This window comes from Brachybacterium paraconglomeratum (assembly GCF_003994255.1).
Lineage (GTDB): Bacteria > Actinomycetota > Actinomycetes > Actinomycetales > Dermabacteraceae > Brachybacterium > Brachybacterium conglomeratum.
In genome coordinates this window covers 1-22685 of the sequence record NZ_ML133854.1, presented here as the reverse complement: position 1 = coordinate 22685, position 22685 = coordinate 1, and the positions used below count along the sequence as shown (strand labels likewise).

Here is a 22685-nt window from a genome sequence, read left to right as displayed (position 1 = left end):
GACGCCCGACCTGCTCACACCTCGTGCAGGCGCACCGAGCTCTCCTGCAGATGGGCGCGGAGGTCCTCGGGGACGGGACCGGCGATGACCAGGTCGGTGAGCACGGAGACGGGGCAGATCCCGGCGAGTGCGCGGTGGCCGATCTTGTCGGCGGTGGCGAGGCCGACGACGCGGCGGGAGTGGCCGATCATGATCCGGGTGACTCCCGCCTCGGCGTCGGAGTTGCAGGTCAGGCCCGCACCGAGGTCGAGTCCGACGGTGCCGACGAACATCGTGTCCAGCCACAGGTCGCGCATGGTGGCGGTGGCGAGGGGGCCGGTGAGCTCGAAGGAGTAGGGCTCGGCGACGCCGCCGAGCACGACGGTGCGCACGGAGGGGCGCAGCACGGCCTCGGTGGCGATGTTCAGCGCCGCGCAGACCACGGTCAGGCCCGGCGTCCCGTCGCGGGAGTCGAGGTCTGAGCGGGAGACGGCCCGGCGGGCGGCGGAGGTGGTGGTGCGCCCTCCGTTGAAGCCGATGATCTGCCCGGGCTCGACGAGGGAGGCGGCGCGGTCCGCGACCCGCTCGCGCTGGGCGGAGCCCTCGTCGGCCGCGCGCGGGACGCTGGCGAGGGAGTAGGCGACGTCGACCGCGACGATCCCGCCGTGGGTGCGCCGGGCGAGCTGGGCCCGCTCCATCTCCATGAAGTCGCGTCGCACCGTGGACTCGCTGACCTCGAGGTCGGCGGCGACCTCGGCGACGCTGAGGCGCTTGGTGGTGGTCAGCAGCGAGAGCACGTGGTCCCAGCGGGCGCTGCGTCCCCTCGCGGCGCGACGCGGCGCCTGGGACGGGCTCGAGGGGGTCGAAGCGGAGGGGCGGGGCCCGGTTTCGCGCATGGTCACGCAGACAGTATTGCGCGCTTTGCGACCGATAGCGCCTGTCGCGCGCAGAATCGACCAGATCCCGTCGGATCGTCGGGTCACGTTTGAGTCACGGCGGCGGGGCGTCGTAGGTTGGCGATGTCGCCCCGGTCACGGGGTGGTTCCGCGAACGAAAGGACATGACCATGGGCTTCGATGACGCGCTGAACAAGGCCAAGGACTTCGCCAACGACAACCCGGACAAGGTCGAGCAGGGCCTCGACGGTGCGACCGAGCAGGTCAAGGATCGCGCTCCGGACAACGTCGACGGTCACGTCGACAAGGGCGCGGACGCCGCCCGCGACCGACTCGGACTCGGCGGGGACGACAACAAGGACAACTGAGTCCCCGCCCCCCTGAGCAGCGAAGAACCCCCGAGGCATGCCTCGGGGGTTCTTCGCTGCTCAGGGGGCGGGCCACGGCCGACGGGCCGGGTCGCGGGGCCGGTGGGCCGGCGGGCCGGCGGCGCGGGGTCGAGCGGCCGACGCGGTTGCGGCCCAGCGACCGACGGACCGGGTGTCAGTCGCGGCGGCGCATGATCAGCAGCACCGCGACGACCGCGCCGACCACGACGACGCCGAACACGATGAGCAGCGGGGTCATGGAGGAGCCGCTCTCCTCCTCGGCGGCCTCGGCCGTGGCCTGCTCACCCTCCTCGGCGGGGGCGGCGGTCTCGGCGGGGGCGCTCTCCTCGGCGGGGCTGCTCTCCTCGGCGGGCGCCTCGGTGGTCTCCTCCGCGGCGGCGTCCTGCTCGACGGCCACCTCGAAGGTGCCCTCGATGGGGTGGCCGTCGCTGGAGACGACGCGCCACTGGACGGTGCTGGTCCCCGCGGGCAGCGGCTCCTCGAGGGTCGCGGTGGCGACGGGTCCGTCGATGCTCGGAGTGATCTCGGCCAGCTGCTCGCCGTTCTCGTCGGTGATCCGCACCAGCGGGCTCACCTCGAGGACGTCGGCGGAGAAGGTGAGGGTGATCGCCTCGGGCGAACTCTCCAGCGTCGCGCCGTCGGCCGGATCCGACTCGAGCAGCGTGTCATGCGCCTGCGCGGGCGCGCCGAGCGCGAGGAGCGCGGCGAGCAGGGCGGCGAAGAGCGCTGCGAGGGCGGCGGGGCGAACGGAGGCACGGCGGCTGAGCAGGGTGTTCACCCCGGCAGGGTACGCGAGAGGGTCGGGGCGGGTCTGTTCCCCAGGTCACGCCGACAGGCGGGCCTGCCGAGCGGCACTCCCGGCAGCCCCGCGATCAGATCGTGCTCGCCGCGGGCTCAGCGCTCGGGCAGCGGCACCGCGTGGCGCAGCACGGGCAGGGTCGCGCGCGCCGTCTCGACCTCGGCGAGGTCCAGGTCGACCATCAGCAGTCCGGGCTCGAGCCCGAGCTCCTGGCGGATCCGGCCCAGCGGGCCGACGGCGGCGGAGCGGCCGATGCCGCGCGGGGCCCTGCCCGCGTAGCCGGCGGGCGGGGACTGGTCGGCGGCGAGGATCACCGAGGTCGAGTCCAGCGCCCGCGCGCGCAGCAGCAGCTGGAGCTGCTCGCGCTTGCCGGGGCCCTCGGCCCAGGCCGTCGGCAGCAGGATCGCGTGCGCGCCGCGGCGGGCGAGCGCCGTGAACTGCTCCGGGAAGCGCATGTCGTAGCAGGTGGCGAGGCCGAAGCGGGTGCCGGCGAGGTCGAAGGTGACCAGCTCCTGCCCGGGGGCGACGGTGGCGGACTCGTCGGCGTCGAAGGCGTCGAAGAGGTGGATCTTGCGGTACTCGAGCGAGGGGGTGCCGCCGGGGCCGCGAACGAGGACGGTGTTGTGGACGCGGCCGTCGTCCGCGGGGCTGAAGGAGCCGGCGACCACAACGAGGGAGTGCTCGTCGGCGAGCTCCTGGAGCAGACGGGCGAAGTCCTCGTGGTGGGTCTCGGCGGCGGCGCGCAGGTCGGTGCCGAAGGGGGTGAGGGTCGCCTCGGGCAGGAGCACGAGGTGGGCGCCCTCCTGGGCGGCCTCGGCGACGGCGCCGCGGACCACGGCGACCATCGACTCATGATCGGTGGGCACCTCGATCTGGGCGAGGGCGATGCGGGGGCCGGCGGCGCGGCGCACCTGGTCCAGGGCGTCGGGGGTGTCGATGTCGGCGGCCTCGGAGCCGGTGACGGGCAGGCTCACGAGCTCGCCCTCGCCGAGGGTGCCGTAGAGGCGGCGCAGGCTGAGGTCCGCCCAGCCGCCGCCGTCGTGCTCGATCTCGGAGAGCTCGGCGCGGATCCGGCCGAGCGGCCAGGCGGCACCGAGGAACTGCACATGCCCGTCCTTCGACTCGAGGGCGACGACGCGGCCGGTCTCGGCGCTGCGAGCGGCGAGGGCGCGGAGCGTCTCGGGGCGCAGCAGTGGCATGTCCCCGCCGAGGACCAGCACGGTCGCCTCGTCGGGCGCCTCGGAGATCTCGGCGACGCCGCGGGCGAGCGCGGCCAGCGGCCCGGAGCGCGGCGGGTCCTCGAGCACGAAGCGGGCGCCGTGGCGGGCGGCGAGGTCGCCGCCGTCGGCCCCGCTCGGGCCCACGACGATGCGGCGGCCGACGGGGGCGGCCCGCAGCACACGCTCGAGCACGCTCGCGCCCGCGATGGGCAGGCGGGTCTTGTCGGTGCCGCCCAGGCGCGAGGCCGCTCCCCCGGCCAGGATCACGGCGGCGACGGTGGCGGCGGTCTCGTGCGATGCGGTCGACATGGAGCGATCCTGCCATGGGACGCTACGATGACCCAGGCCTTCGTTCATGGGGATCCATCCCCCGACCGGACCGGAGCGCCTCCGTAGCTCAGGGGATAGAGCACCGCTCTCCTAAAGCGGGTGTCGCAGGTTCGAATCCTGCCGGGGGCACCATCAGCATCGTTCAGCGCGTGGACGACACGGATTCGTCGGCCCCATCGCCTCCGCTCCTCGTCTCCTCCGGTCCGCTCAGCGACGCGCGCCGGTCACTGCGCGATCGTGCTCCCTCGCGATCTCGGCCCACTCCGGCAGCGACGCCTCGTCGGCGAGCGCGTCGGCGGCGCCCTCGAGCCATCCCGGCCCCATGTCGCGACCCGGACCCGGCTCCGCCTCGGCAGCGCCGTCGCACGCCGATTGACGGCGTGAGCACCACCACATACATTGAGCGCCGACCATTGATATATCAGGGGTGAGCGGGCCGACGGCGGCACGCCCCCTCCCGGCGCAGCGGAGCGGACCGTCCGACGAGGGGCGGCCGAGGACCCGTGCCAGGATGTCCCCGGGCAGGAGCTTCCGTGGAGCAGTCGACGACGACCCAGAAAGACCTCGCGACCAGAGAGAACAGCACCCCGCTGCGGGTGCTCACCTTTGCAGGGGCGATCATCGCCTTCCTGATCGGCTCGGGCTTCGCGACCGGGCAGGAGATCCTGCAGTACTTCACCTCCTACGGCTACTGGGGGATCTTCGGCACCGGCCTGCTGGTGCTGGTGCTGATCTCCTACGTGTGCGTGGAATTCTTCCTCGTCGGGCGGAAGCACAGGTTCGACAAGCCCTCACGGATCTTCTCCTACTACTGCGGCAGGTATCTGGGCACCTTCTTCGACTGGTTCTCGATCCTGTTCGTGTTCCTGAGCTTCACCGTGATGGTCTCCGGCGCGGGCGCCGTGTGCGAGGAGCACGACGGCCTCTCGAAGCACATCGACGGCGTGGCGCTCGCGGTCGTGGTGGGGCTGACGGCCTGGTTCGGGCTCTCGAGCCTGGTGGACGTGATCAGCAAGATCGGCCCGGTCATCGTGGTGATCGCGATCGCGCTGGGCATCGTGGGCATCGTCCGCTCCTCGCACGGCGTCGGCGAGGGCGTGTCCATGCTCCCCTCGCTCGACCTGGTGCAGGCCTCGAACAACTAGGTCATGTCGGGGCTGTCCTACGTCGGCTTCTGCATGCTCTGGCTCGCGGCGTTCCTGACGGCGCTGGGCCGCACCACCCGCAGCAACCGCGAGGCCGCCTCGGGCGGCGTCCTCGGCGGCACCCTGTTCTCGGTCGCGTGCATCGTCGTCGGGCTCGGATTGCTGGCGAACATCGAGTTCGTCGCCGGCACCGAGATCCCGATGCTGGTGCTGGCGAACGAGATCAGCCCCGCCCTCGCCTCGGTCTTCTCGCTGATCATCCTCGCGGGCATCTTCACCACGGCCGTGCCGCTGCTGTGGACCGTCTCCCAGCGCTTCTTCGCCGACGGCACCCCCGGGTTCAAGCGCCTCACCGTGGTCCTCGCCGCGGTCGGCACCCTGATCGGGCTGGTGCTGCCGTTCTCGCAGATGGTCAACATCGTCTACGTCATCAACGGCTACGTGGGGATCCTGCTGCTGGTGATGATGATCCTGCGCACCGTGCTGCGCCTGGTGCGCCGCCGACCGATCTGATCAGCTCGCCGCGGCGCGCTCCTCGCGCGCGCCGCGGTCCAGGATCGAGGTCCAGCGCCGGCCGGAGTCGATGATCCCCTCGCGCCGCAGCCGACTCATCACGCGGGAGACCGACTCGGGGGTGGAGCGGGCGAGGCCGGCGAGGTCCGCCCGGCTCAGCGGCACCTCGAGCAGCAAGCCCTGCGCGCCGCGGTCCTCCCCGAGCGTCTCGGCGAGGCGCAGCAGTGCCCGCGCGACCCGCTGCTCGACGGTGTCCGGACCCTGCCCGCCCAGGTCGGTCTGGGCGCGGGAGAGCCGCTCGGCGAGGTCGTCCACGACCCGCAGCCCCACGACGGGCTGCTCGACCATCACCTCTCGGAAGGCGGCCTGCCCGATCTGCAGCACGCAGGAGCCGACGAGCGCGGTCGCGGTGCGCTGGTGCACGGGCTCGCCGAGGCTGCTCATCGCCCCGAACATCGCCCCCGGCCCGAGGATGTCGGTGACCACGAGCGCGCCCGACGGCGTCGGCTGCGACATCCGCACCCGCCCCTCGGCGACGACGTACAGGGCCCTCGCCTCCTCCCCCGCCCGGAACACCGCCTCGTCGGCGCCGATCGTGGCGGTGCGCATGCGTCGGTCGATGCCCTCGAGCGCCGCGGCGTCCAGACCGTGGAAGTATGCGGAGCGGGAGAGCACACCCAGGCGCACGGGCGCGGGGCACTGGTGCGGCAGCGTCACCTCCGCCAGCGGGATGGTGCGCCGCCCCTCGGGAGCGGTCATGGCGTGAGGATAGCCCGTGCGCGGCCCCTAGAACGGGCCATCGGTCCTGGTCAGGATTGCCGTGCGGGCGAATGACCGCCGTCATGTTCTCCCTCTCCGCGCGCACCTAGGGTCGAGGTACGAGCGAGGGAGACGCCCTCGCCGCACTCGCCGAGAGGACCCGCTCATGACCGCCACCGCCGGTTCCACCACCCGCTCCGTGTTCCGCGCCGAAGGCTTCAGCTGCCCCTCCTGCGTGGCCAAGATCGAGAAGCGCGTGGGCCGCCTGCCGGGCGTCCGGGACGTCACCGTCAAGTTCGCCTCCGCCCGCGTCGAGGTCGACCACGACCCGTCGGTGACCTCCACCGACGAGATCATCGCCGCGATCGGCGCGGCCGGCTACCGGGCCACGCTCTCCGCCTTCTGACCCTCTCCCCGGATCCGCCCCGCGGATCCCCGCCCGCCGAGGCACCCGGTACGGCATCCCCCGTCCCGGGGCCGCGGGCGCCTGTCTCGAAAGGACTCCTCATGACCACCCTGCTGCGCTGGTGGCGCGGCCCCTGGGGCACGCCGACCGTCGCCGGCGCCCTCATCGTCCTCGCCGCCGTCCTCTCCGCCTCCGCCGGCGTGAACCCCTTCGGCGCCGGGCACCACGAGTTCGGCCTCGCCCTGGACCGCCGGGGCGTCCTGATCGCCTCGGACCTGGCCATGGTCGCCGCCGCCCTGGTGGCGGGGGCCCCGATCCTGCTCACGGCCGTCCGTGCCCTGCGGGCGCGGACCATCGCGATCGACCTGCTGGTCTCCATCGCCGCGATCGGCGCGCTCGTGATCGGCGAGTACTGGGAGGCCGCCGCCGTCACCTTCCTGTTCGCGATCGGCCACGCCCTCGAGGCGGGCACCATGAACCGCACCCGCTCCGCGCTCGCCGAGCTGGTCGCGGTCGCCCCCGACGTCGCGGTCGTGATGCGGGACGGTCGCCAGGTCGAGATCCCCGCCGCCGACGTGCTGCTCGAGGAGACCGTGCTGGTCAAGAACGGCGCGAAGGTCCCCGTCGACGGGACCGTGATCGGCGGGACCGGCGCACTGGACGAGGCCTCGATCACCGGCGAAGCGCTCCCTGTGGAGAAGGCCGCGGGCGACCAGGTGTTCGCGGGCACCGTCGCCGCCGCCGGGCTCCTGCAGGTGCGCGCCACCGGCATCGGCGCCGACACGACTCTCGCCCGGATCATCCACCGCGTCGAGGAGGCGCAGGATGCGAAGGCCCGCACCCAGAGCTTCATGGAGCGCTTCTCCACCTGGTACACCCCGGCGATCATCCTGCTCGCACTGGTCACCGGGCTCGTGACCGGCGACGTCGTGCTCGCGCTGACGCTGCTCGTGATCGGCTGCCCCGGGGCGCTGGTCATCTCGATCCCGGTCGCGATCGTGGCCGGCATCGGCCGCGGCGCGAAGGACGGCATCCTCATCAAGGGCGGGGAGTTCCTTGAGACCAGCGCGAGGATCTCCGCCGTCGCGCTGGACAAGACCGGCACCCTCACCGAAGGCAGGCCGCACCTCACCGACGTGAGCGTCCTGGACCCCGCCCACAGCCGCGCCGAGGTGCTGGGATGGGCCGCCCGGGCCGAGGCCGGGTCCGAGCACCCGCTGGCCCGTCCGCTCATCGAGGCCGCCGACGCCGAGGGGCTCGCGATCGCGGGCCTGCCCGAGCACACCGAACCGGTTCCGGGCAAGGGCGTCGTCGCCACCGTGGAGGGCCGCCGCGTGGCCGTGGGCAACCTGCCGCTGCTGGCAGACGAGGGCATTGCCGAGGACCGCGGGGCCGCTGAGGAGGTCGCCCGGCTCGCGGGCCTGGGCCGCACCCCGATGGCGATCGCGCTCGACGGGGAGGTGATCGGCGTGGTCGCCGTGGCCGACCGGCTGCGCACCGATGCGTCGGAGATGATCGCCCGACTCCACGCCCGGGGCGTGAAGAAGGTCGTGATACTCACCGGCGACGACGAGCGCGTCGCCCGGGCAGTGGCCGCCGAGGTCGGCGTCGACGAGGTCCGCGCCCAGCTGCTGCCCGAGGACAAGCTCGACGCGGTCCGCGCGCTGCAGGCCGAGGGCCACACTGTCGCGATGGTCGGCGACGGCGTGAACGACGCCCCGGCGCTCGCGACGGCGGACATCGGCGTGGCGATGGGCGCGGCCGGCACCGGCGTCGCGATCGAGACCGCGGACATCGCACTGATGAAGGACGACCTGCTGAAGCTCCCGGAGGCCGTGGGACTCGCCCGCCGCACCGTGCGGGTGATGCACCAGAACATCGCGATCGCGGTGCTCACGGTGGCGGCCCTGCTGGCCGGGGTCTTCGCCGGCGGGGTCACGATGGCCATCGGCATGCTCGTCCACGAGGCCTCCGTGCTACTCGTGATCTTGAACGCCATGCGCCTGCTTCGCCGCCGGGACGAGTCCCGACCCACCTCGGCGAGCGCCCCGCCGATCGCCGAGGAGCGCGGCACCCGCCCGCGCGTGACAGCCTGACCCCGTCGCGGAACCGCCCGCAGAAAGAGGAGACCTGACATGACCGTCACCACCACCTCGCCCGTGTTCGTCACCGCCCGCTACGGCGGCCCCGAGCACCAGGAGCTGACCGAGCGCCCGGTCCCGGAGCCCCGCCCCGGCGAGGTCCTGATCGAGGTCCGTGCCGCCGGGGTGAACCCCGCCGACGTCAAGCGTCGCGAGGGCGCCTTCGGCACCTCGACCCCGATGCCGATGCCGATGGGGCTCGAGGCCTCCGGAGTCGTCGTCGCCCTCGGCGAGGGCGTCACTGCTCTCGCCGTCGGCGAGGAGGTGCTCGGCGCCCCCGCGCGGGGCCAGGGCGCCTTCGCCTCCCACACGGTGCTGCGAGCCGCGGAGGCCGTGCGCAAGCCGCAGGAGATCTCCTTCGTCGACGCCGCGACCCTGCCTGTCGCCGGCACCACCGCCTACGACCTCACCCATCAGGTCGAGATCGAGGCGGGCCAGTCACTGCTGGTGCTCGGCGCCGGCGGCGGGGTGGGCCGGATGGTGCTGCAGATCGCCGCGGTCCACGGCTTCGCCGCCGTGGGCGTCGCCTCCGCGGCCAAGCGGGAGCTGATCGAGGAGACCGGCGCGGCTTTCGTCGCCGCCGGCCCCGGCGCCGCCGAGGCGGTGCGCGACCTGCTGCCCGACGGTGCGGACCTGCTCGTGGACCTGGTGGGCGGGGAGCCGCTGCGGGCGCTGGCCCCGCTCGTGAAGGATCCTGCGCACCTCGTCTCCGCGGCGGACGCGGCCACCGCGACGGAGCTCGGCGGGGCAGGGCGCGAGCGCTCCGAGGGCGTGCTCGAGAAGATCGTCGGCGTGGTCGAGGCGGGACTCGTCGACCCCCACGTGCTCGAGACCTACCCGCTCGCCCGGGCGGCGGAGGCCATCGCCCGGGTCGAGCAGGGTCACCTCGGCGGGAAGATCGTCATCGTGCCGTGAGCGGCGGCGTGCCGGCGGGGGCCGACCCCGCCGGTGCGACCCGGCCCGCCCACGGCGGTCCGGCGGGTCAGTTCAGCGTGCCGGTCAGGCGCCCGTGGAAGACGGTCGAGCGCTCGTCGAGCCCGGTGAAGGAGACCTCGAGGCCGTGCTCGACGTACTTGGCCTGGACCGAGTCGAGCACGGCCACGGTCGAGGCGTCCCAGATCTGGGCGGCGGTGAAGTCGACGGCGACCGGGAGGCCGCGCTCGGCGTCGGCGGCGTAGTCGAACTGCTCGACCAGGTCGTTGCTCGAGCCGAAGAAGAGCGGGCCGTGCACGGAGTAGCGCGTCCCGTCGGCCCCCGTCGTGCGCTCCACGCGGGTCACGTGCGCGACGCGGCGGGCGAACAGGGCGACCGCGAGCAGCGCCCCGGCGGCGACGCCGAGGGCGAGGTTGTGAGTGATCACCACGACCACGACGGTCGTGGCCATGACGAGCGTCTCGGAGACCGGCATGCGGCGCAGGGTCGCGGGGCGCACGCTGTGGAAGTCCACGGTCGAGACCGCGACGACCATCATCACCGCGGCGAGCGCGGCCATCGGGATCTGCTCCATGAGCTCCGACAGCGCGGTGACCAGGATGAGCAGCAGCACGCCGGCGACGAGGGTGGAGATGCGGGTGCGGGCCCGGCCCAGCTTCACGTTCATGACGGTCTGGCCGATCATCGCGCAGCCGGCGATCCCGCCCCAGAAGCCGGCGAGGATGTTGGAGACGCCGAGCGCCCAGGACTCACGGCTCTTCGAGGAGCGGGTGTCGGTGATGTCGTCGACAAGCTTCGCGGTCAGCAGCGTCTCCATCAGGCCGACGAAGGCGACGGACAGCGCGGTCGGGGCGATGATCTGCTGGGTCTCCAGCGTCAGCGGCACCTCGAGCGGGGTGAGGCCGGGCAGGCCGCCGGAGACCTCGCCCTGGTCGCCGACGGTCGGGACGCGGAGGTGGAAGATCATCGCGATCGCGGTGACCAGCACGATCGCGACCAGCGGCGCGGGCACGGCCTTCGTCAGGCGCGGCAGGGCGAGCACCACGACGAGGGTGAGCGCGAACAGCGGATAGACCGCGGCGGGAACGTCCAGGACGTGCTGGAGCTGCGCGGTGAAGATCAGGATGCCCAGCGCGTTGACGAAGCCGATCATCACCGAGCGGGGGATGAAGCGCATGATCCGCGCGAGCCCGACCAGGCCGAAGGCGATCTGGACGAGGCCCGCGAGGATCACGGTGGGCAGCAGGTACTCGACGCCGTGGGTGTGCACGAGCGGGGCGACGACGAGCGCGACCGCGCCCGCGGCGGCGGTGATCATCGCGGGGCGCCCGCCGAGGAAGGTCATCGAGATCGCGAGCACGACGGAGGCGATGAGGCTGACCTTCGGGTCCACGCCCGCGATCACCGAGAAGGAGATGACCTCGGGGATCAGCGCGAGGGTGGTGACGGCGCCGGCCAGCACCTCGGTGGTGAGGCGGCGCGGGCTGCGCAGGGCCTGCAGCACGGAGGGAGAGGAGGAGGGCGTGGTCACGGGCCGATGCTATCCGCGCCCGCGGCGGACTACCCTGGCGGTCTGCCTGCCGTGCGTCGCGCCTCACCGCGACCGCGCTGCACGTCCCGACCGTCCCGCTCGCTCCGCCCGACAGAGGTTCCATGGCCCCGCCTGCTCGCCGCCGCTTCGACTCCACCTGGCTGCCCTTCGGAATGATCATCGGGTTCGTGGTCGGGATCGGGATGGGCCTCAGGGTCATCGACAGCCTGTGGATCAGCGCGGTCGTCGGCGTGCTCGCCGGAGCCGTGCTGGGGGTGCTGCTGGGCCTGCGCGGGGGCGGCGACGCGCTCACTCGGGACGAGGACGCGGAGGACGACGAGTACCGGCGGTTGCACGGCGACCCGCGCCCCGGCGAGAGGCGCTGACCTGCACTTCTGATGATCCGCACAGGATCTCCACACCGTCGGCACAAGCTTTTCATGGCATGGGCTTGACCCTCTCTTGACCAATGGGCAGGGTGTGATGCGGGCCACCGCTCCCCGGCCCATGACGGCGCATCCGCCGCACCGGGGAGGGCCGGGACGGAGACCCTGATGGGACACCTCGACGCACGCACCACGACCACCCGCCGTCTGCGCCGCGGCATGGCGCTCGTGGCCTCCACGGCGCTGCTGGGCCTGTCCGCCTGCGGCGCGGGGGACGAGGCCGGGACCGGGGACGGCGGCGCCCAGGAGCCCGCCACCGCGACGGAGGAGCAGTCCGGCGAGGAGCAGCCGTCGGACGACGCCGGGTCCGGCGACGACGCCGAGACCGGGGACGACCAGGCGACCGACGACCAGGACGAGGCAGGGGACGACGAGGGTGCGGGGGGCCAGGAGGAGGGGGACCCGGGCGGCGCGGACGAGCGCACCCGGATCCTCCTGGTCACGGACCTCGGCATCGACGAGACCTCCGGCGACGGCGCACCCACCCTCGCCGGCGACGACCTCGCCGCGCTGCTCGCGGGACCCTTCGGCGGCACCGCCGAGTGCACCGACGAGCTCCTGGTCGAGAGGGGACAGAGCGCCGGCTGCGTCGGGCCGACGAGCCCGGACGACACCGCCCCGAAGCAGGAGTGGGTCGCGAACACGGTCGCCGTCCCGCACGCGGACGGCCTCGAGAACGGCTACCGGGTCGCGGTGCTGTTCTCCACCGGTACCGAGCTGCCCGAGGAGGTGAGCGAGCTGACCGAGGGGAACGTGATGCTGACCGGGCTGGGCCAGGGCTCGATGTTCGGGGCCGAGCCGCTCGACGCGGAGGAGGCCGCGGACGCGACCCTGCAGACCCTCACCTCCGAGAACGCCTACGTGCCGGTGGCGGGCATGGCCGACTGGTCGGAGGTGACCTGCGAGGACGGCCTGGACTTCGACGAGTTCGGGACGACGGACTGCACGGCCACCACCGCCGAGGGCAACTCCTGGCAGCTGCACGTCGCCCCCGGCCCCTTCGCCGACGGCGACCAGGGACTGCTGGTCGGCATCGGCAGCCCGACCGACGTCTGAGCCCCGACGCATCTCGCCCCGCCCCGTCTCGCGCCCTCCCTGGTCAGACCGCTCACCACGAGCTGACCCGGGCGGGCGCGACGGGCTACGGTGAGAGCGCGCCGAGGGCAGATCGGCGCCCCGGCCGGGACGACCCGACCCGCGGACGCACCACGAGGACGGCCTCGCAGGAGATCCGATGACCCCCTCGTCCCGCACCCGCCTGCCGCGCGCCGCGTCCCCGTCGGCCGCACCCGACCGCTCCCCCGAGTCCGGCGGCTCCCCGCACGTCCCCGGCTCCCCCGGCCCTGATTCCCCGGGCCCCGCCCTCGTCGGGAGGAACCTCGTCCGCAGGGTGCTCGACCGCAGCGCGAGCTCGCGCCTGATGCTCGGCTGGGCGGGAGTCGCCGCGCTGATGCTGCTCTCCCCCGCCCCGGGCGCGCTGCCCTCGGCGCTGCTCGCGCTCGCCCTCGCCGCGATCGTCGCGGTGATCGTGATCGCCGCCGGCGGCGTTTTCGCGCAGGCGGAGGCCCTCGCCCACCGTCTCGGCGACCCCTACGGCACCCTGGTGCTCACCCTGTCGATCGTGGTGATCGAGGTGGTGCTGATCGCCGCGGTGATGCTCGGTCCGGGCGATCACGCGACCATCGCCCGCGACTCCGTCATGGCGGTCTCGATGATCATCATGAACCTCGTCCTCGGCCTCTGCCTGCTGGTCGGCGGCATCCGCCGCGAGGCGATACGCGTGAACCGGACGGGCACCTCCGTCTACCTGGTGCTGCTGATCGGCCTCGGCGCGATGGCCTTCGCGGTCCCGACGGTGCTCGGCGAGGACGGTGCCTACGCCCCCGTCCAGGGCGTCGCGATCGCCGCGATGGCCGTCGCCGTGTACGCCGTCTTCCTGTGGCGCCAGACCGGCGCGCAGGCGGTCGAGTTCCAGGAGGTGGAGCTCCCCGCCGCCGACGAGTCCGCCGAGGAGCCCGCCGACGCCGCGGACGCCTCCGACACCGAGGACTCCTCCCCAGGCATCGGCGCGACGCTCTCTCGCCACCGCGCGGAGCTGGGCCTGCGCGTGCTCCTGCTCGTCGCGACCGTGCTGCCGATCGTGCTGCTCTCCCACGACATGGCCGGACTGCTGGACGAGGGACTGGACCGGCTCGGCGCCCCGATCGCCCTGTCCGGCGTACTGATCGCCGCGATCGTGTTCACCCCCGAGACGCTCACCGCGCTCCGTGCGGCGGCCGGCGGGGAGATGCAGCGGGTGGTGAACCTGTGCCACGGCGCGCTCGTCTCGACGCTGGCGCTGACCATCCCGACCGTGCTGATCATCGGGCTCGCCACCGGCAGCCCCGTGGTCCTGGCGGAGTCGCCCGTGAACCTGCTGCTGCTCGGCGTGACGTTCGCGGTCTCGGCCGTCTCCGCGGCGGCTCCGCGCGTGACCGCGGTGCACGGCACCGTGCACCTGCTGCTCTTCGCGGTGTACGCCCTGGCCCTGCTCTCCTGAGCCGGCCGGGCGCCGGAGCGCGCCCTCCGCACGACGGCCCCGGGCATGCCGGGCGAGCGCGGGGTAGGGTCGCGGCGTGAGTGCGACGACGCTTCAGATCCCCACCGACGCCGACGACCTGCCCGGGCTGCTCTGGCTTCCCGAGGACCTCGATCAGCCCGTACCGGGCCTCGTGGTGCTGCAGGAGATCTTCGGACTCTCCACCTACATGCAGCAGCGCTGCGCGGATCTCGCCGCCCGCGGCTACGCGGTGCTCGCCCCGCAGCTCTTCGCCCGCCTCGACCCGCCGGTCGTCGGCATCGAGGACGGCGAGGACCTCCAGGCCTGGCTCGAGGAGGGCATGGCGCTGACCTCGCGCGTGCCCTGGGAGCGGGCCGAGGCCGATGCGATCGCGGCGATCGGCGCGCTGCGCGCCCACGGCGCGGTCGACTCCGAACGGGTGGGGCTGGTGGGCTTCTGCTACGGCGGCGGGCTCGCGTTCTCCGCCGCCGCATCGGCCGCCGAGGAGGACCGCCCGGTCTCGGCCCTGGTCAGCTACTACGGCTCCGCGCTGCCGACGCTGCTGGACCGCGCCGCGCAGGTGGACGTGCCGAGCCTGCACCACTTCGGCACGGCCGACGCCTTCATCCCGCTCGAGCAGGTCGAGCGGATCCGCGAGGCCGTCACCGCCGACGGCGCCCGCGAGCAGGTGCGCTTCGTACTCCACGAGGGTGCGGGGCACGCCTTCGACAACCCCCACCCCGGTCTGCACCACGCCGGCGCCGCCGAGGCGGCCTGGCAGCAGACCCTCGGCTTCCTCGCCGAGGCCCTCCCGCCGCGGAGCTGACGGCCCCGCGCCGTCACCGCCCTTCCGCAGGTCGTCGACGGGCGGCCGCCCCCGTCCGGCCAGGGTGTGACCGAATAGTTATGTCCCGATTGTCGGACAGTCGGATCGGCTGGCGGTCGTCCCGTCCGGCGGACGCATCCCTGCAGGTCAGGCCACCTCCTCATCGCTCCCTCATCCTCGCCGCCGCCGCCGCACAGACGCTCCCAGCCCCCTTCGCAGGACTTGAAACGCCTGTTCCGAGGCGGTTTTTCCCGCTGGCGAGGCCTAGAGTGAGGGATCGTCGGATGCCTCCCGGGCCCCTCTGCGCCCTCTGTCGCTGACGTCCCGCTCGGCATCACGCACGTCATGCCGCCACCGAAGGAGCCCCTGTGCCACCTGTGATCTCCGCCGAGGGCCTGTACAAGGTCTTCGGCCGCCGCCCAGAGCGAGGAGTGCGCGAGCTCCGCAGCGGACGCTCGCGAGAGGACCTGCGCGCGCAGGGCCTGACCGCCGCCGTGATCGATGCGAGCTTCAGCGTCGACCCCGGGGAGATCTTCGTGGTGATGGGCCTGTCCGGTTCCGGGAAGTCCACCCTCATCCGCATGGTCAACGGGCTTCTCCCCGCCACCGACGGCGAGATCCGCATCGGCGAGGAGGTCCTCTCGAGGATGTCCCCGGCGCAGGTGCGGGACGTGCGCCGCCGCCGGATCTCCATGGTCTTCCAGAACTTCGCGCTCCTCCCCCATCGCACCGTCGGCGAGAACGCCGCCTACGGACTCGAGATCAGCGGCATGAACCGCTCCGATCGCGAGAAGAAGGCGAAGGAGGCGCTGGGGATGGTGGGCCTGAAGGGCTGGGACGGCTACCGCCCCTCCGCCCTCTCCGGCGGCATGAAGCAGCGCGTGGGCCTGGCCCGTGCCCTCGCCGCCGGCACCGACGTGATGCTGATGGACGAGGCGTTCTCCGCCCTGGACCCGCTGATCCGGCGCGACATGCAGGACCAGCTCGTCGACCTGCAGCAGCGCCTGGACAAGACGATCCTGTTCATCACCCATGACCTCAACGAGGCGATGCGCCTCGGCGACCGGATCGCGATGATGCGCGACGGCCGGATCGAGCAGATCGGCTCCTCGGAGGAGATCCTCAACGAGCCCGCCAACGACTACGTCGCGAAGTTCATCCAGGACGTCGACCGCACCCGCGTGCTGGTGGCCGGCGCCGTGATGGAGCAGCCGCGCGAGACCCTCGGCATCGGCCAGGGCCCGCGCACCGCCCACAAGCTGCTGCGCGAGACGCAGAACTCCTGGCTCGTGGTGCTCGAGCGCGACCGCACCCCCGCCGGCGTGATCTGGCAGGACGACGTCGCGGAGGCCGTGCGCCTCGGCCAGGACGAGATGCCCTGGTCCGACGTGCACGACATGGCGGTGGTCAGCCACGACACGCCTGTCGCCGAGCTGTTCGGGAAGTCCGCGCAGCACGACGCGCCGCTCGTCGTCGTCGACGACGAGGGCCGGTTCGCCGGCGTGATCCCCCGGGTCACCCTGCTGACCGCGCTCGGCGTGATCGGCGAGGCAGAGAGCTCCTCCCCCGCCGTCGATCCGCCGCCCGGACCGGTGGGCCCCAGCACCCCGGGAGACGCCGCGCAGGACGCCCCGACCGCCGACGATCGCCGCGGAGGTGACGCACGATGAACCCCGACGACGCCCTCATGCCCCGCCTCCCGATCGGCGAGTGGATCGACGCCGGCATCGACTGGCTCAAGGCGAACGTCTCCTGGCTGTTCGACCTCTTCTCCACGGTGATGGACTTCCTGATCGGCGGCCTCACCGACCTGCTCCTGCTGGCGCCCGCGCTGGTGATGGTCGTGGTCTTCGCGCTGATCGCCTTCGTGTTCCGCTCCTGGAAGCTCTCGCTCGCGACGCTCATCGGCTTCGCCATCGTGATCTCGATGGAGCAGTGGGAGACGATGATGCAGACCATGGCGCTGGTGCTGGTGGCGACCGGGTTCGCGGTCGTGATCGCGGTGCCGCTGGGCATCCTCGCGGCTGTCTCGAGCACGGTCAGCGCGATCGTGAAGCCGGTCATGGACTTCATGCAGACGATGCCCGCCTTCGTCTACCTGATCCCGGCGGTCACGTTCTTCTCGATCGGCGTGGTCCCGGGCGTCTTCTCCACGATCATCTTCGCGCTGCCGCCCGGCGTGCGCATGACCGAGCTCGGCATCCGCCAGGTCGACGCGGAGACCGTCGAGGCCGGAGAGGCCTTCGGCGCGACCCGTGGCCAGATCCTCCGCGGCATCCAGCTGCCGCTGGCCGTCCCGACCATCATGGCGGGCGTCAACCAGGTCATCATGCTCTCCCTGTCGATGGCCGTGGTCGCCGGCATGGTCGGCGCGGACGGCTTGGGCAAGGAGGTCGTCCAGGCGATCTCCACCCAGAACCTGCCCCTCGGCGTCGAGGCCGGCCTGGCCGTGGTGGTCCTGGCCGTCTTCCTCGACCGCCTCACCGCGGCGATCGGCAACCCCAGCGGCTATCCGACCTCCCTGATCGCACTGATCAGGAAGTCCCTGTCCCGTCGCGGCACCGACCACGCGGCCGCCGCCTGAGACCGGCGACCGACGGATCCATCAGAAACCCCACGGAAGGAACTCCCTCATGAGCACCCGACGACTCCCCCTCAGCCCCCGCGGCGCACGACGCCCCGCCGCCAGCCCCCTCACCCGACGCTCCGCCCTGATCGGCGGCGCCGGCCTGATGGGCCTCGGCCTCGCCGCCTGCGGCGGCGGGGGCGAGAGCGGAGGCGGCTCCGACGGCGGCGGCTCGGGCGGCGACACCATCACGCTCGGCTACATCCCCTCGTGGACCGACGGGCTGTCCCTCGCCTACCTGCTCGACAACCGCCTGACCGCCATGGGCTACACCGTCGAGCACGAGCAGATCACCGAGGCCGGCGTGCTCTACGCGGGCCTCGCCCAGGGCGATGTGGACATGTTCCCCTCGGCCTGGCCCGAGGTCACCCACGCCTCCTACATGGAGGAGTACGGCGACGACATCGAGGACCTGGTCGCCTACTACGAGGGCGCGGTGCTGAACCTGTCCGTGCCGCAGTACGTGGACATCACCTCGATCGACGAGCTCGCGGGCCAGGCCGACCGCTTCGGCGGCCGGATCGTCGGCATCGAGCCGGGCGCCGGGCTCACCAAGGCGACCCAGGAGAGCGTGATCCCGGGCTACGGCCTCGACGACTACGAGCTCGTCACGTCCTCCACCACCGCGATGATCACGGAGCTCGAGAACGCGATCGACGCCGAGGAGGACATCGTCGTCACGCTCTGGACCCCCTTCTGGGCGATGCCGGCCTACGACATGAAGGCGCTCGAGGATCCCGAGGGTGCCTTCGGCGAGCCGGAGGCGCTGCACCACCTGGGCCGCACCGGCTTCAAGGAGGACTTCCCCGACGCCGCCGAGTGGATCGCCGGCGCCAAGCTGTCCGACGAGCAGTTCGGCTCCCTCGAGGACAAGGTCGTCAACGAGTTCGGCGAGGGCAAGGAGGCCGAGGCCGTGGAGGCCTGGCTCGAGGAGAACCCCGACGTCCTCCCGCCCGTCGAGGGCGAGTGAGCCTGCGGCTCCGGATCTGCCGGCGCTGCTGAGTGCCGGCACCGACGAGAGGCGGGCCCCCCCCCCGGCGGGGGGGGGGGGGGGCGGGGGGGGGGGGGGGGGGCCCGGGGGGGGGGGGGGGGGGGGGCGCGCCCGGCCCCGGATCGGCCGGCGCTGCTGCGTGCCGCCACCGCCGCGAGGCGCCCCCGACACCGTGCGGTGTCGGGGGCGCCTCTCGTCATGGGGCGTCGCCGAGGGGGTTCGGCGCGCGGGACGCTCAGCCCTCGACGGCGACCTCGGCGCCCGCCGCGGCGGAGGCGTAGCAGGCGTCGATCACCCGGGCGCGGCGCAGCGCCAGGGAGCCGTCGTGGGCCGCGACGTCGCCGGAGCGGACCGCCTGCAGGAACTCGGCGATGGCACCGGCGTGACCGCGGTCCTCGCCCACCTGCGGGCTGAGCTCGGCGGGGATGCCCTCGACCTCGGTCCACACGGTGATGCGGTGGTTACCGGGCCCGCCGGCCCATTCGATCGTCGCCCCGCCGTCCGCGCCGTAGAGGGTGACGTAGCAGAGGTCCTCGGGGATCCACTGCGCCCAGCTGGACTCCAGCAGCATCGTCGCCCCGCCGTCCAGGCGCAGGAAGGCGGTGGCGAGGTCCTCGACCTCGAAGGGGGCGCCGTCCTCGAGCTGGGAGACGCCGAAGCCGGAGCCGCCGCGGCCGCGGGGGCCGAACTCGGCGTGCGTCATGGCGGAGGCGGCGGTGACGCCCGGCTCGCCGAGGAGGTGGAGGGTCATGTCGAGCATGTGGATGCCGATGTCCATCATCGCGCCGCCGCCGGCGCTCTCGGCCTTGGTGAACCAGGTGCCGAGCCCGGGGATGCCCTGGCGGCGGATCCAGCCGGTCTTGGCGTAGTAGATGTCCCCCAGGACGCCGGAGTCGATCACGGTCTTCAGCGCGGTGACGTCACCGCGTCGGCGGTGGTTGAAGGACACCTCGAGCACGCGTCCGGCGCGTCGGGCCGCCTCGACCATCGAGGCGGCGGCCTCGCCGGTCTGGGCCATCGGCTTCTCGGTGAGCACGTGCACGCCGGCCTCGAGCGCGGCGATCGCCATCTCGGCATGGAGGAAGGTCGGCGTCGCGATCGAGACGACGTCGAGCTCGGCCTCGGCGAGCATCTGCCGCCAGTCCCGGTAGCGGCCGGGCACCCGGTGCTCCTCGCCGAACCTCTCCAGCAGGTGCTCCTCCATCGCGGAGAGGGCGACGAGGTCGACGGCGGGGTCGGCGGCGTAGGCGGCGAGATGCTGCTGGCCGGCCCAGCCCAGGCCGATCACGCCGGCGCGGAGTCGGCGCGCACCCTCCTGCTGTGCTGCGGCCTGCGGTGCTGCTGCGGTCATGACGTGCGGTTCCCTTCGGTCGGTGGATGGGGGTCCTGGACGGGGTCCGTGGCCAGGAGGGCCAGCGGGTCCTCGCGCAGGTGGGTCAGGGCGAGCTCCAGCGCCCCGCGCACGACGACGTCGCGGCCGAGGGAGCTGGCGCGCAGCTGCGGGAGGGGCGGGGTCCCGATCCGGGGCAGCGCCTCGCGCGCATGCTCGAGGACGGGGTCGATGGCCTCGGCGATCGCGCCGGCGACGACGACGGTGTCCACGGCGATCAGGCTCGAGAGGATCATGGCGATGCGGGCGAGGCGGTCGCCGATGCGCTCGAGCACGGCACGGGCGAGCTTGTCGCCGTCGCGCGCGGCAGCGAAGACGTCCTTCGCACCGAGCTCGGCGGCGGGCAGGGCCGAGAGCGCGGCGGAGGTCTCCCCTGCCTCGAGCGCCTCGAGCGCCCACCGCCGGGCGAGGGCGGCGACGCCGTCGGCCCCGCGAGGGTCGCCGAGCACGGTCTCGAGGAAGCGCATCTCGCCCGCGCCGCCGTCGGCCCCGCGCAGGAGCCGTCCGTCGACGACGAGCCCGGCGCCGAACCGCTCGCCCATGAGCAGGGCGGCGAGGTGGTCCGCGTCGGCGCCGGAGAGGGCCAGGTGGGCGCGCTCCGCGAGCGCGGCGAGGTTCGCGTCGTTCTCGACCAGGACGGGGCCGTCGAGCGCGTCCACGAGGCCGGGATTCATGGCGGGCCAGTAGCCGGCGTCGCCGCTCGGCGAGCGCCCCTCGGCATCGACCGGGGCGGGCACGCCCACGACGGTGAGCAGTCGGGGCGCTCCACCCGCGCCTCGTCCGTCGGCAGTGCCAGCCGCGGCGGGAGCGTCGACCGCGTCGGCCGTGTCGTGGGAGCCCCCTGTGCCGGCCGCGTCGACCGGACTTCCCGCGCCGGCCCGCGCGCTCACCCGGTCCAGCAGCGCGCGCAGCGCCTCGAGGCGCCGTTCCGCCGCGGCGGCGCCGGCCTCGAGGTCGTCGCCGACGAGCGGAGCGTCCTCGAGCACGAGGCGCTCGGCGGCCAGCTCGCGGCCGCGCAGGTCCGCCGCCCGGGCGGCGAGGGTGTGCTCGCCGGCGTCGACGGCGAGCAGGATCCCCGCCTGCGCGCGCAGGGAGAAGCGGCGGGCGGGGCGGCCTCGCGGGGCTGCGCCGTCGCGCTCGGCGGGGGCCTCCTCGAGCCATCCGGCCTGCTCGAGCTCGGCGCACACGCCGAGCACGGTGGCGCGCGTGAGCCCGGTGGCGGCCATCGCGTCGGCCGCGGTGAAGGCCTCGGCGCCGAGGGCGTGCTGGAGGAGCGCCTGACGGTTCGCCCGACGCATCAGCTGCGGCGAGCTGACCCCGCGGTCGGCGGAACGCACCTCTCCGACCTGGGACCGCTCCCCGGATCGCGGCGGTGTTGACATGCCCGGACCACCCCCTCCATACTTTCGATAGGTCGTAAATATAACCTCTAGCGTAACTACCGTCGCATCACTGCGGCGACTCCGCTCCCCTCCAAGGAGACGATGGTGTCATCCTCGATCAGCCGGCACGCGCGGCACGCGCCGACGCGGCCCTCGCGACGCGGCGTGCTCGCCGGCGCGGGCGCCGCCCTCGCCACCTCCGCCCTCTCCGCCTGCGGCACCGGCGGCGGCAGCTCGCAGCTGACGCTCTACCAGTCCAAGCCCGAGGCCATCCCCTACTTCTCGCAGCTCGCCGGGGAGTTCTCGCAGGCGCAGGCCCGCTTCACCGTCCAGCACGACATCGCGACGAACCTCTCGGCGAGCTTCGTGCGCAACAGCCCGCCGGACCTCGGCTGCCTGAACTACAACCTCGAGATGGGGCGCTTCATGGAGCGCGGGGCGCTCTCGGACCTCTCCGACCTCCCCGTGGCCGGGCAGATCCGCGAGGACGTCGCCGAGCTCGCCGACTGGTATCCCACCTACGAGGGCCGCACCAGCGTGCTCCCCTATTCGGTCACCGCCGCCTCGGTGATCTACAACCGGCGGATCTTCGACGAGCACGGCCTGGAGGTCCCCACCACCTGGGACGAGCTGCTCGCGGTGTGCGAGACGCTGCAGGCCGCGGACGTCATCCCGATCTACGCGACCTTCCTCGATGCGTGGACGGTGGCGCAGGGGCTGTTCGACTACACCGTCGGCGGGCTCGTGGACGTGCGGGAGTTCTACCGGCGGATGGACGAGCTCGGCGAGGACGTCGGCCCCGACTCCGAGGTCTCCTTCCAGCGCACCCTGCTCGAGCCGATGCAGCGCCTCGGCGAGCTGCTCGCGTTCGTGAACCCCGATGCCGCCAACCGCGGCTACGGCGACGGGAACACTGCGATCGCCCAGGGCAAGGGCGCGATGTACTTCCAGGGCCCCTGGGCGCTCGGCGAGATCGCGAAGGCCGGCACGGACGTCGAGCTGGGCACCTTCCCGCTGCCGATGACCGACGACCCCGCCGATCTCAAGGTGCGCGTGAACATCGACCTGTCGCTGTGGGTGCCCGAGGCGGCGAGCAGCCCCGAGGGTGCGCGCGAGCTCGCGCAGTTCCTGATGCGGCCCGAGGTGCAGGACCCCTACAACGCGGAGTTCCTCGCCTTCGGCACGAGGACCGACGCCCCGCCCGTCACCGACGACCGCATCGCCGAGATGCAGCGGTACTACGACGAGGGCCGCTTCTACATGGGCGCCTCGCAGTTCATCCCCCGCTCGATCCCGGCGGAGAACTACATCCAATCGGGCTCTTCGCATTTAAGGGTGTAGGAGGGGTCTGAAGCCGCCGGCTTCGAGGAGGCTGCGAGCGATGTAGTGGACGAGGTTGCGGAAGCCCAGTGCGGAGCCGCGGAGGTGCTCGAGCCGGCCGTTG

Annotated in this window: 21 protein-coding genes and 1 tRNA gene; 15 read left to right on the top strand and 7 right to left on the bottom strand. The window is 73.1% G+C overall.

Annotation, left to right across the window (positions count from 1 at the left end; translation table 11 throughout):
* Nucleotides 1-14: 14 nt before the first annotated feature.
* Nucleotides 15-875, bottom strand: a complete 861-nt coding sequence (locus tag DS079_RS07565; RefSeq protein WP_241237602.1) for a DeoR/GlpR family DNA-binding transcription regulator — start codon at nt 873-875, stop codon at nt 15-17.
* A 170-nt stretch (nt 876-1045) separates the two neighbouring features.
* Between DS079_RS07565 and DS079_RS07560 the strand changes: the two genes are divergently transcribed.
* Nucleotides 1046-1243, top strand: coding sequence for an antitoxin (locus DS079_RS07560; RefSeq protein ID WP_126986274.1), 198 nt, complete (start codon nt 1046-1048; stop codon nt 1241-1243).
* Between the two features lie 175 nt (nt 1244-1418).
* On the opposite strand, the gene DS079_RS07555 is transcribed toward DS079_RS07560, so the two are convergent.
* Together DS079_RS07555 and DS079_RS07550 are read right to left on the bottom strand one after the other, a co-directional pair.
* The gene (locus tag DS079_RS07555; RefSeq protein ID WP_126986272.1) at nt 1419-2042 is read right to left on the bottom strand and encodes a copper resistance CopC family protein; all 624 of its coding nucleotides are present in this window, start codon (nt 2040-2042) and stop codon (nt 1419-1421) included.
* 116 nt (nt 2043-2158) lie between these two features.
* Nucleotides 2159-3592, bottom strand: coding sequence for a nitrilase-related carbon-nitrogen hydrolase (locus tag DS079_RS07550; RefSeq protein ID WP_126986270.1), 1434 nt, complete (start codon nt 3590-3592; stop codon nt 2159-2161).
* Nucleotides 3593-3669: 77 nt separating this feature from the next.
* Between DS079_RS07550 and DS079_RS07545 the strand changes: the two genes are divergently transcribed.
* The 3 genes from DS079_RS07545 (at nt 3670) to DS079_RS17395 (ending at nt 5271) form a co-directional block, all read left to right on the top strand.
* Nucleotides 3670-3745 (top strand) — tRNA-Arg (locus DS079_RS07545).
* Nucleotides 3746-4146: 401 nt separating this feature from the next.
* Nucleotides 4147-4758: a hypothetical protein gene (locus tag DS079_RS17400; protein ID WP_241237589.1), complete on the top strand. Its 612-nt coding sequence runs from the start codon at nt 4147-4149 to the stop codon at nt 4756-4758.
* A gap of 3 nt (nt 4759-4761) precedes the next feature.
* Complete coding sequence (locus DS079_RS17395) at nt 4762-5271, top strand: hypothetical protein (RefSeq protein ID WP_241237588.1); 510 nt, start codon at nt 4762-4764, stop codon at nt 5269-5271.
* Here the strand turns inward: DS079_RS17395 and DS079_RS07535 are convergent, their stop codons facing one another.
* A complete protein-coding gene (locus DS079_RS07535) occupies nt 5272-6030 on the bottom strand; it encodes a Crp/Fnr family transcriptional regulator (protein ID WP_126986269.1) in 759 nt (252 codons plus the stop codon).
* Nucleotides 6031-6196: 166 nt separating this feature from the next.
* Here DS079_RS07535 and DS079_RS07530 point away from each other — a divergent pair, with 166 nt between their 5' ends.
* The 3 genes from DS079_RS07530 (at nt 6197) to DS079_RS07520 (ending at nt 9492) form a co-directional block, all read left to right on the top strand.
* Nucleotides 6197-6436 carry a heavy-metal-associated domain-containing protein gene (locus tag DS079_RS07530; RefSeq protein ID WP_010550398.1) on the top strand — a complete coding sequence of 80 codons (240 nt, stop codon included), beginning with the start codon at nt 6197-6199 and terminating at the stop codon, nt 6434-6436.
* A gap of 101 nt (nt 6437-6537) precedes the next feature.
* On the top strand, nt 6538-8532 hold the full coding sequence (locus DS079_RS07525) for a heavy metal translocating P-type ATPase (RefSeq protein ID WP_126986267.1): 1995 nt from the start codon (nt 6538-6540) through the stop codon (nt 8530-8532).
* A gap of 39 nt (nt 8533-8571) precedes the next feature.
* Nucleotides 8572-9492, top strand: a complete 921-nt coding sequence (locus DS079_RS07520) for an NADP-dependent oxidoreductase (RefSeq protein WP_126986265.1) — start codon at nt 8572-8574, stop codon at nt 9490-9492.
* A 67-nt stretch (nt 9493-9559) separates the two neighbouring features.
* Here DS079_RS07520 and DS079_RS07515 read toward each other — a convergent pair whose 3' ends face one another.
* Nucleotides 9560-11041, bottom strand: a complete 1482-nt coding sequence (locus tag DS079_RS07515) for a SulP family inorganic anion transporter (protein ID WP_126986263.1) — start codon at nt 11039-11041, stop codon at nt 9560-9562.
* 122 nt (nt 11042-11163) lie between these two features.
* On the opposite strand from DS079_RS07515, the gene DS079_RS07510 reads away from it, so the two are divergent.
* The 7 genes from DS079_RS07510 (at nt 11164) to DS079_RS07480 (ending at nt 18448) form a co-directional block, all read left to right on the top strand.
* Entirely contained in the window at nt 11164-11427 is a 264-nt protein-coding gene (locus tag DS079_RS07510) for a hypothetical protein (RefSeq protein ID WP_126986261.1), read from the top strand.
* Between the two features lie 168 nt (nt 11428-11595).
* The gene (locus DS079_RS07505) at nt 11596-12543 is read left to right on the top strand and encodes a hypothetical protein (protein WP_126986259.1); all 948 of its coding nucleotides are present in this window, start codon (nt 11596-11598) and stop codon (nt 12541-12543) included.
* Nucleotides 12544-12721: 178 nt separating this feature from the next.
* Nucleotides 12722-14026, top strand: a complete 1305-nt coding sequence (locus tag DS079_RS07500) for a calcium:cation antiporter (protein ID WP_126986257.1) — start codon at nt 12722-12724, stop codon at nt 14024-14026.
* A 76-nt stretch (nt 14027-14102) separates the two neighbouring features.
* Nucleotides 14103-14852 (top strand): dienelactone hydrolase family protein, encoded by a 750-nt coding sequence (locus tag DS079_RS07495; protein ID WP_126986255.1) that lies wholly within the window; start codon nt 14103-14105, stop codon nt 14850-14852.
* A gap of 368 nt (nt 14853-15220) precedes the next feature.
* The gene (locus DS079_RS07490) at nt 15221-16522 is read left to right on the top strand and encodes a quaternary amine ABC transporter ATP-binding protein (protein WP_241237587.1); all 1302 of its coding nucleotides are present in this window, start codon (nt 15221-15223) and stop codon (nt 16520-16522) included.
* On the top strand, nt 16519-17436 hold the full coding sequence (locus DS079_RS07485) for an ABC transporter permease (RefSeq protein ID WP_126986253.1): 918 nt from the start codon (nt 16519-16521) through the stop codon (nt 17434-17436). Before DS079_RS07490 ends, DS079_RS07485 begins: the two co-directional genes overlap by 4 nt.
* A 49-nt stretch (nt 17437-17485) precedes the next feature.
* Nucleotides 17486-18448: a glycine betaine ABC transporter substrate-binding protein gene (locus tag DS079_RS07480; protein ID WP_010550408.1), complete on the top strand. Its 963-nt coding sequence runs from the start codon at nt 17486-17488 to the stop codon at nt 18446-18448.
* A 256-nt stretch (nt 18449-18704) separates the two neighbouring features.
* Here DS079_RS07480 and DS079_RS07475 read toward each other — a convergent pair whose 3' ends face one another.
* The gene (locus DS079_RS07475) at nt 18705-19820 is read right to left on the bottom strand and encodes a Gfo/Idh/MocA family protein (protein ID WP_126986251.1); all 1116 of its coding nucleotides are present in this window, start codon (nt 19818-19820) and stop codon (nt 18705-18707) included.
* Complete coding sequence (locus DS079_RS07470; RefSeq protein WP_164736153.1) at nt 19817-21196, bottom strand: ROK family protein; 1380 nt, start codon at nt 21194-21196, stop codon at nt 19817-19819. Before DS079_RS07470 ends, DS079_RS07475 begins: the two co-directional genes overlap by 4 nt.
* A 147-nt stretch (nt 21197-21343) precedes the next feature.
* Between DS079_RS07470 and DS079_RS07465 the strand changes: the two genes are divergently transcribed.
* The gene (locus tag DS079_RS07465; protein WP_126986249.1) at nt 21344-22582 is read left to right on the top strand and encodes an ABC transporter substrate-binding protein; all 1239 of its coding nucleotides are present in this window, start codon (nt 21344-21346) and stop codon (nt 22580-22582) included.
* Nucleotides 22583-22685 lie beyond the last annotated feature (103 nt).

Excerpts from the sequence above, each read along its gene's own strand:
- DS079_RS07565 (WP_241237602.1), bottom strand. The coding sequence starts at position 875 with ATGCGCGAAACCGGGCCCCGCCCCTCCGCTTCGACCCCCTCGAGCCCG.
- DS079_RS07560 (WP_126986274.1), top strand. The coding sequence starts at position 1,046 with ATGGGCTTCGATGACGCGCTGAACAAGGCCAAGGACTTCGCCAACGAC.
- DS079_RS07550 (WP_126986270.1), bottom strand. The coding sequence starts at position 3,592 with ATGTCGACCGCATCGCACGAGACCGCCGCCACCGTCGCCGCCGTGATC.
- DS079_RS17395 (WP_241237588.1), top strand. The coding sequence starts at position 4,762 with ATGTCGGGGCTGTCCTACGTCGGCTTCTGCATGCTCTGGCTCGCGGCG.
- DS079_RS07535 (WP_126986269.1), bottom strand. The coding sequence starts at position 6,030 with ATGACCGCTCCCGAGGGGCGGCGCACCATCCCGCTGGCGGAGGTGACG.
- DS079_RS07530 (WP_010550398.1), top strand. The coding sequence starts at position 6,197 with ATGACCGCCACCGCCGGTTCCACCACCCGCTCCGTGTTCCGCGCCGAA.
- DS079_RS07525 (WP_126986267.1), top strand. The coding sequence starts at position 6,538 with ATGACCACCCTGCTGCGCTGGTGGCGCGGCCCCTGGGGCACGCCGACC.
- DS079_RS07520 (WP_126986265.1), top strand. The coding sequence starts at position 8,572 with ATGACCGTCACCACCACCTCGCCCGTGTTCGTCACCGCCCGCTACGGC.
- DS079_RS07510 (WP_126986261.1), top strand. The coding sequence starts at position 11,164 with ATGGCCCCGCCTGCTCGCCGCCGCTTCGACTCCACCTGGCTGCCCTTC.
- DS079_RS07505 (WP_126986259.1), top strand. The coding sequence starts at position 11,596 with ATGGGACACCTCGACGCACGCACCACGACCACCCGCCGTCTGCGCCGC.
- DS079_RS07500 (WP_126986257.1), top strand. The coding sequence starts at position 12,722 with ATGACCCCCTCGTCCCGCACCCGCCTGCCGCGCGCCGCGTCCCCGTCG.
- DS079_RS07485 (WP_126986253.1), top strand. The coding sequence starts at position 16,519 with ATGAACCCCGACGACGCCCTCATGCCCCGCCTCCCGATCGGCGAGTGG.
- DS079_RS07480 (WP_010550408.1), top strand. The coding sequence starts at position 17,486 with ATGAGCACCCGACGACTCCCCCTCAGCCCCCGCGGCGCACGACGCCCC.
- DS079_RS07475 (WP_126986251.1), bottom strand. The coding sequence starts at position 19,820 with ATGACCGCAGCAGCACCGCAGGCCGCAGCACAGCAGGAGGGTGCGCGC.
- DS079_RS07465 (WP_126986249.1), top strand. The coding sequence starts at position 21,344 with ATGGTGTCATCCTCGATCAGCCGGCACGCGCGGCACGCGCCGACGCGG.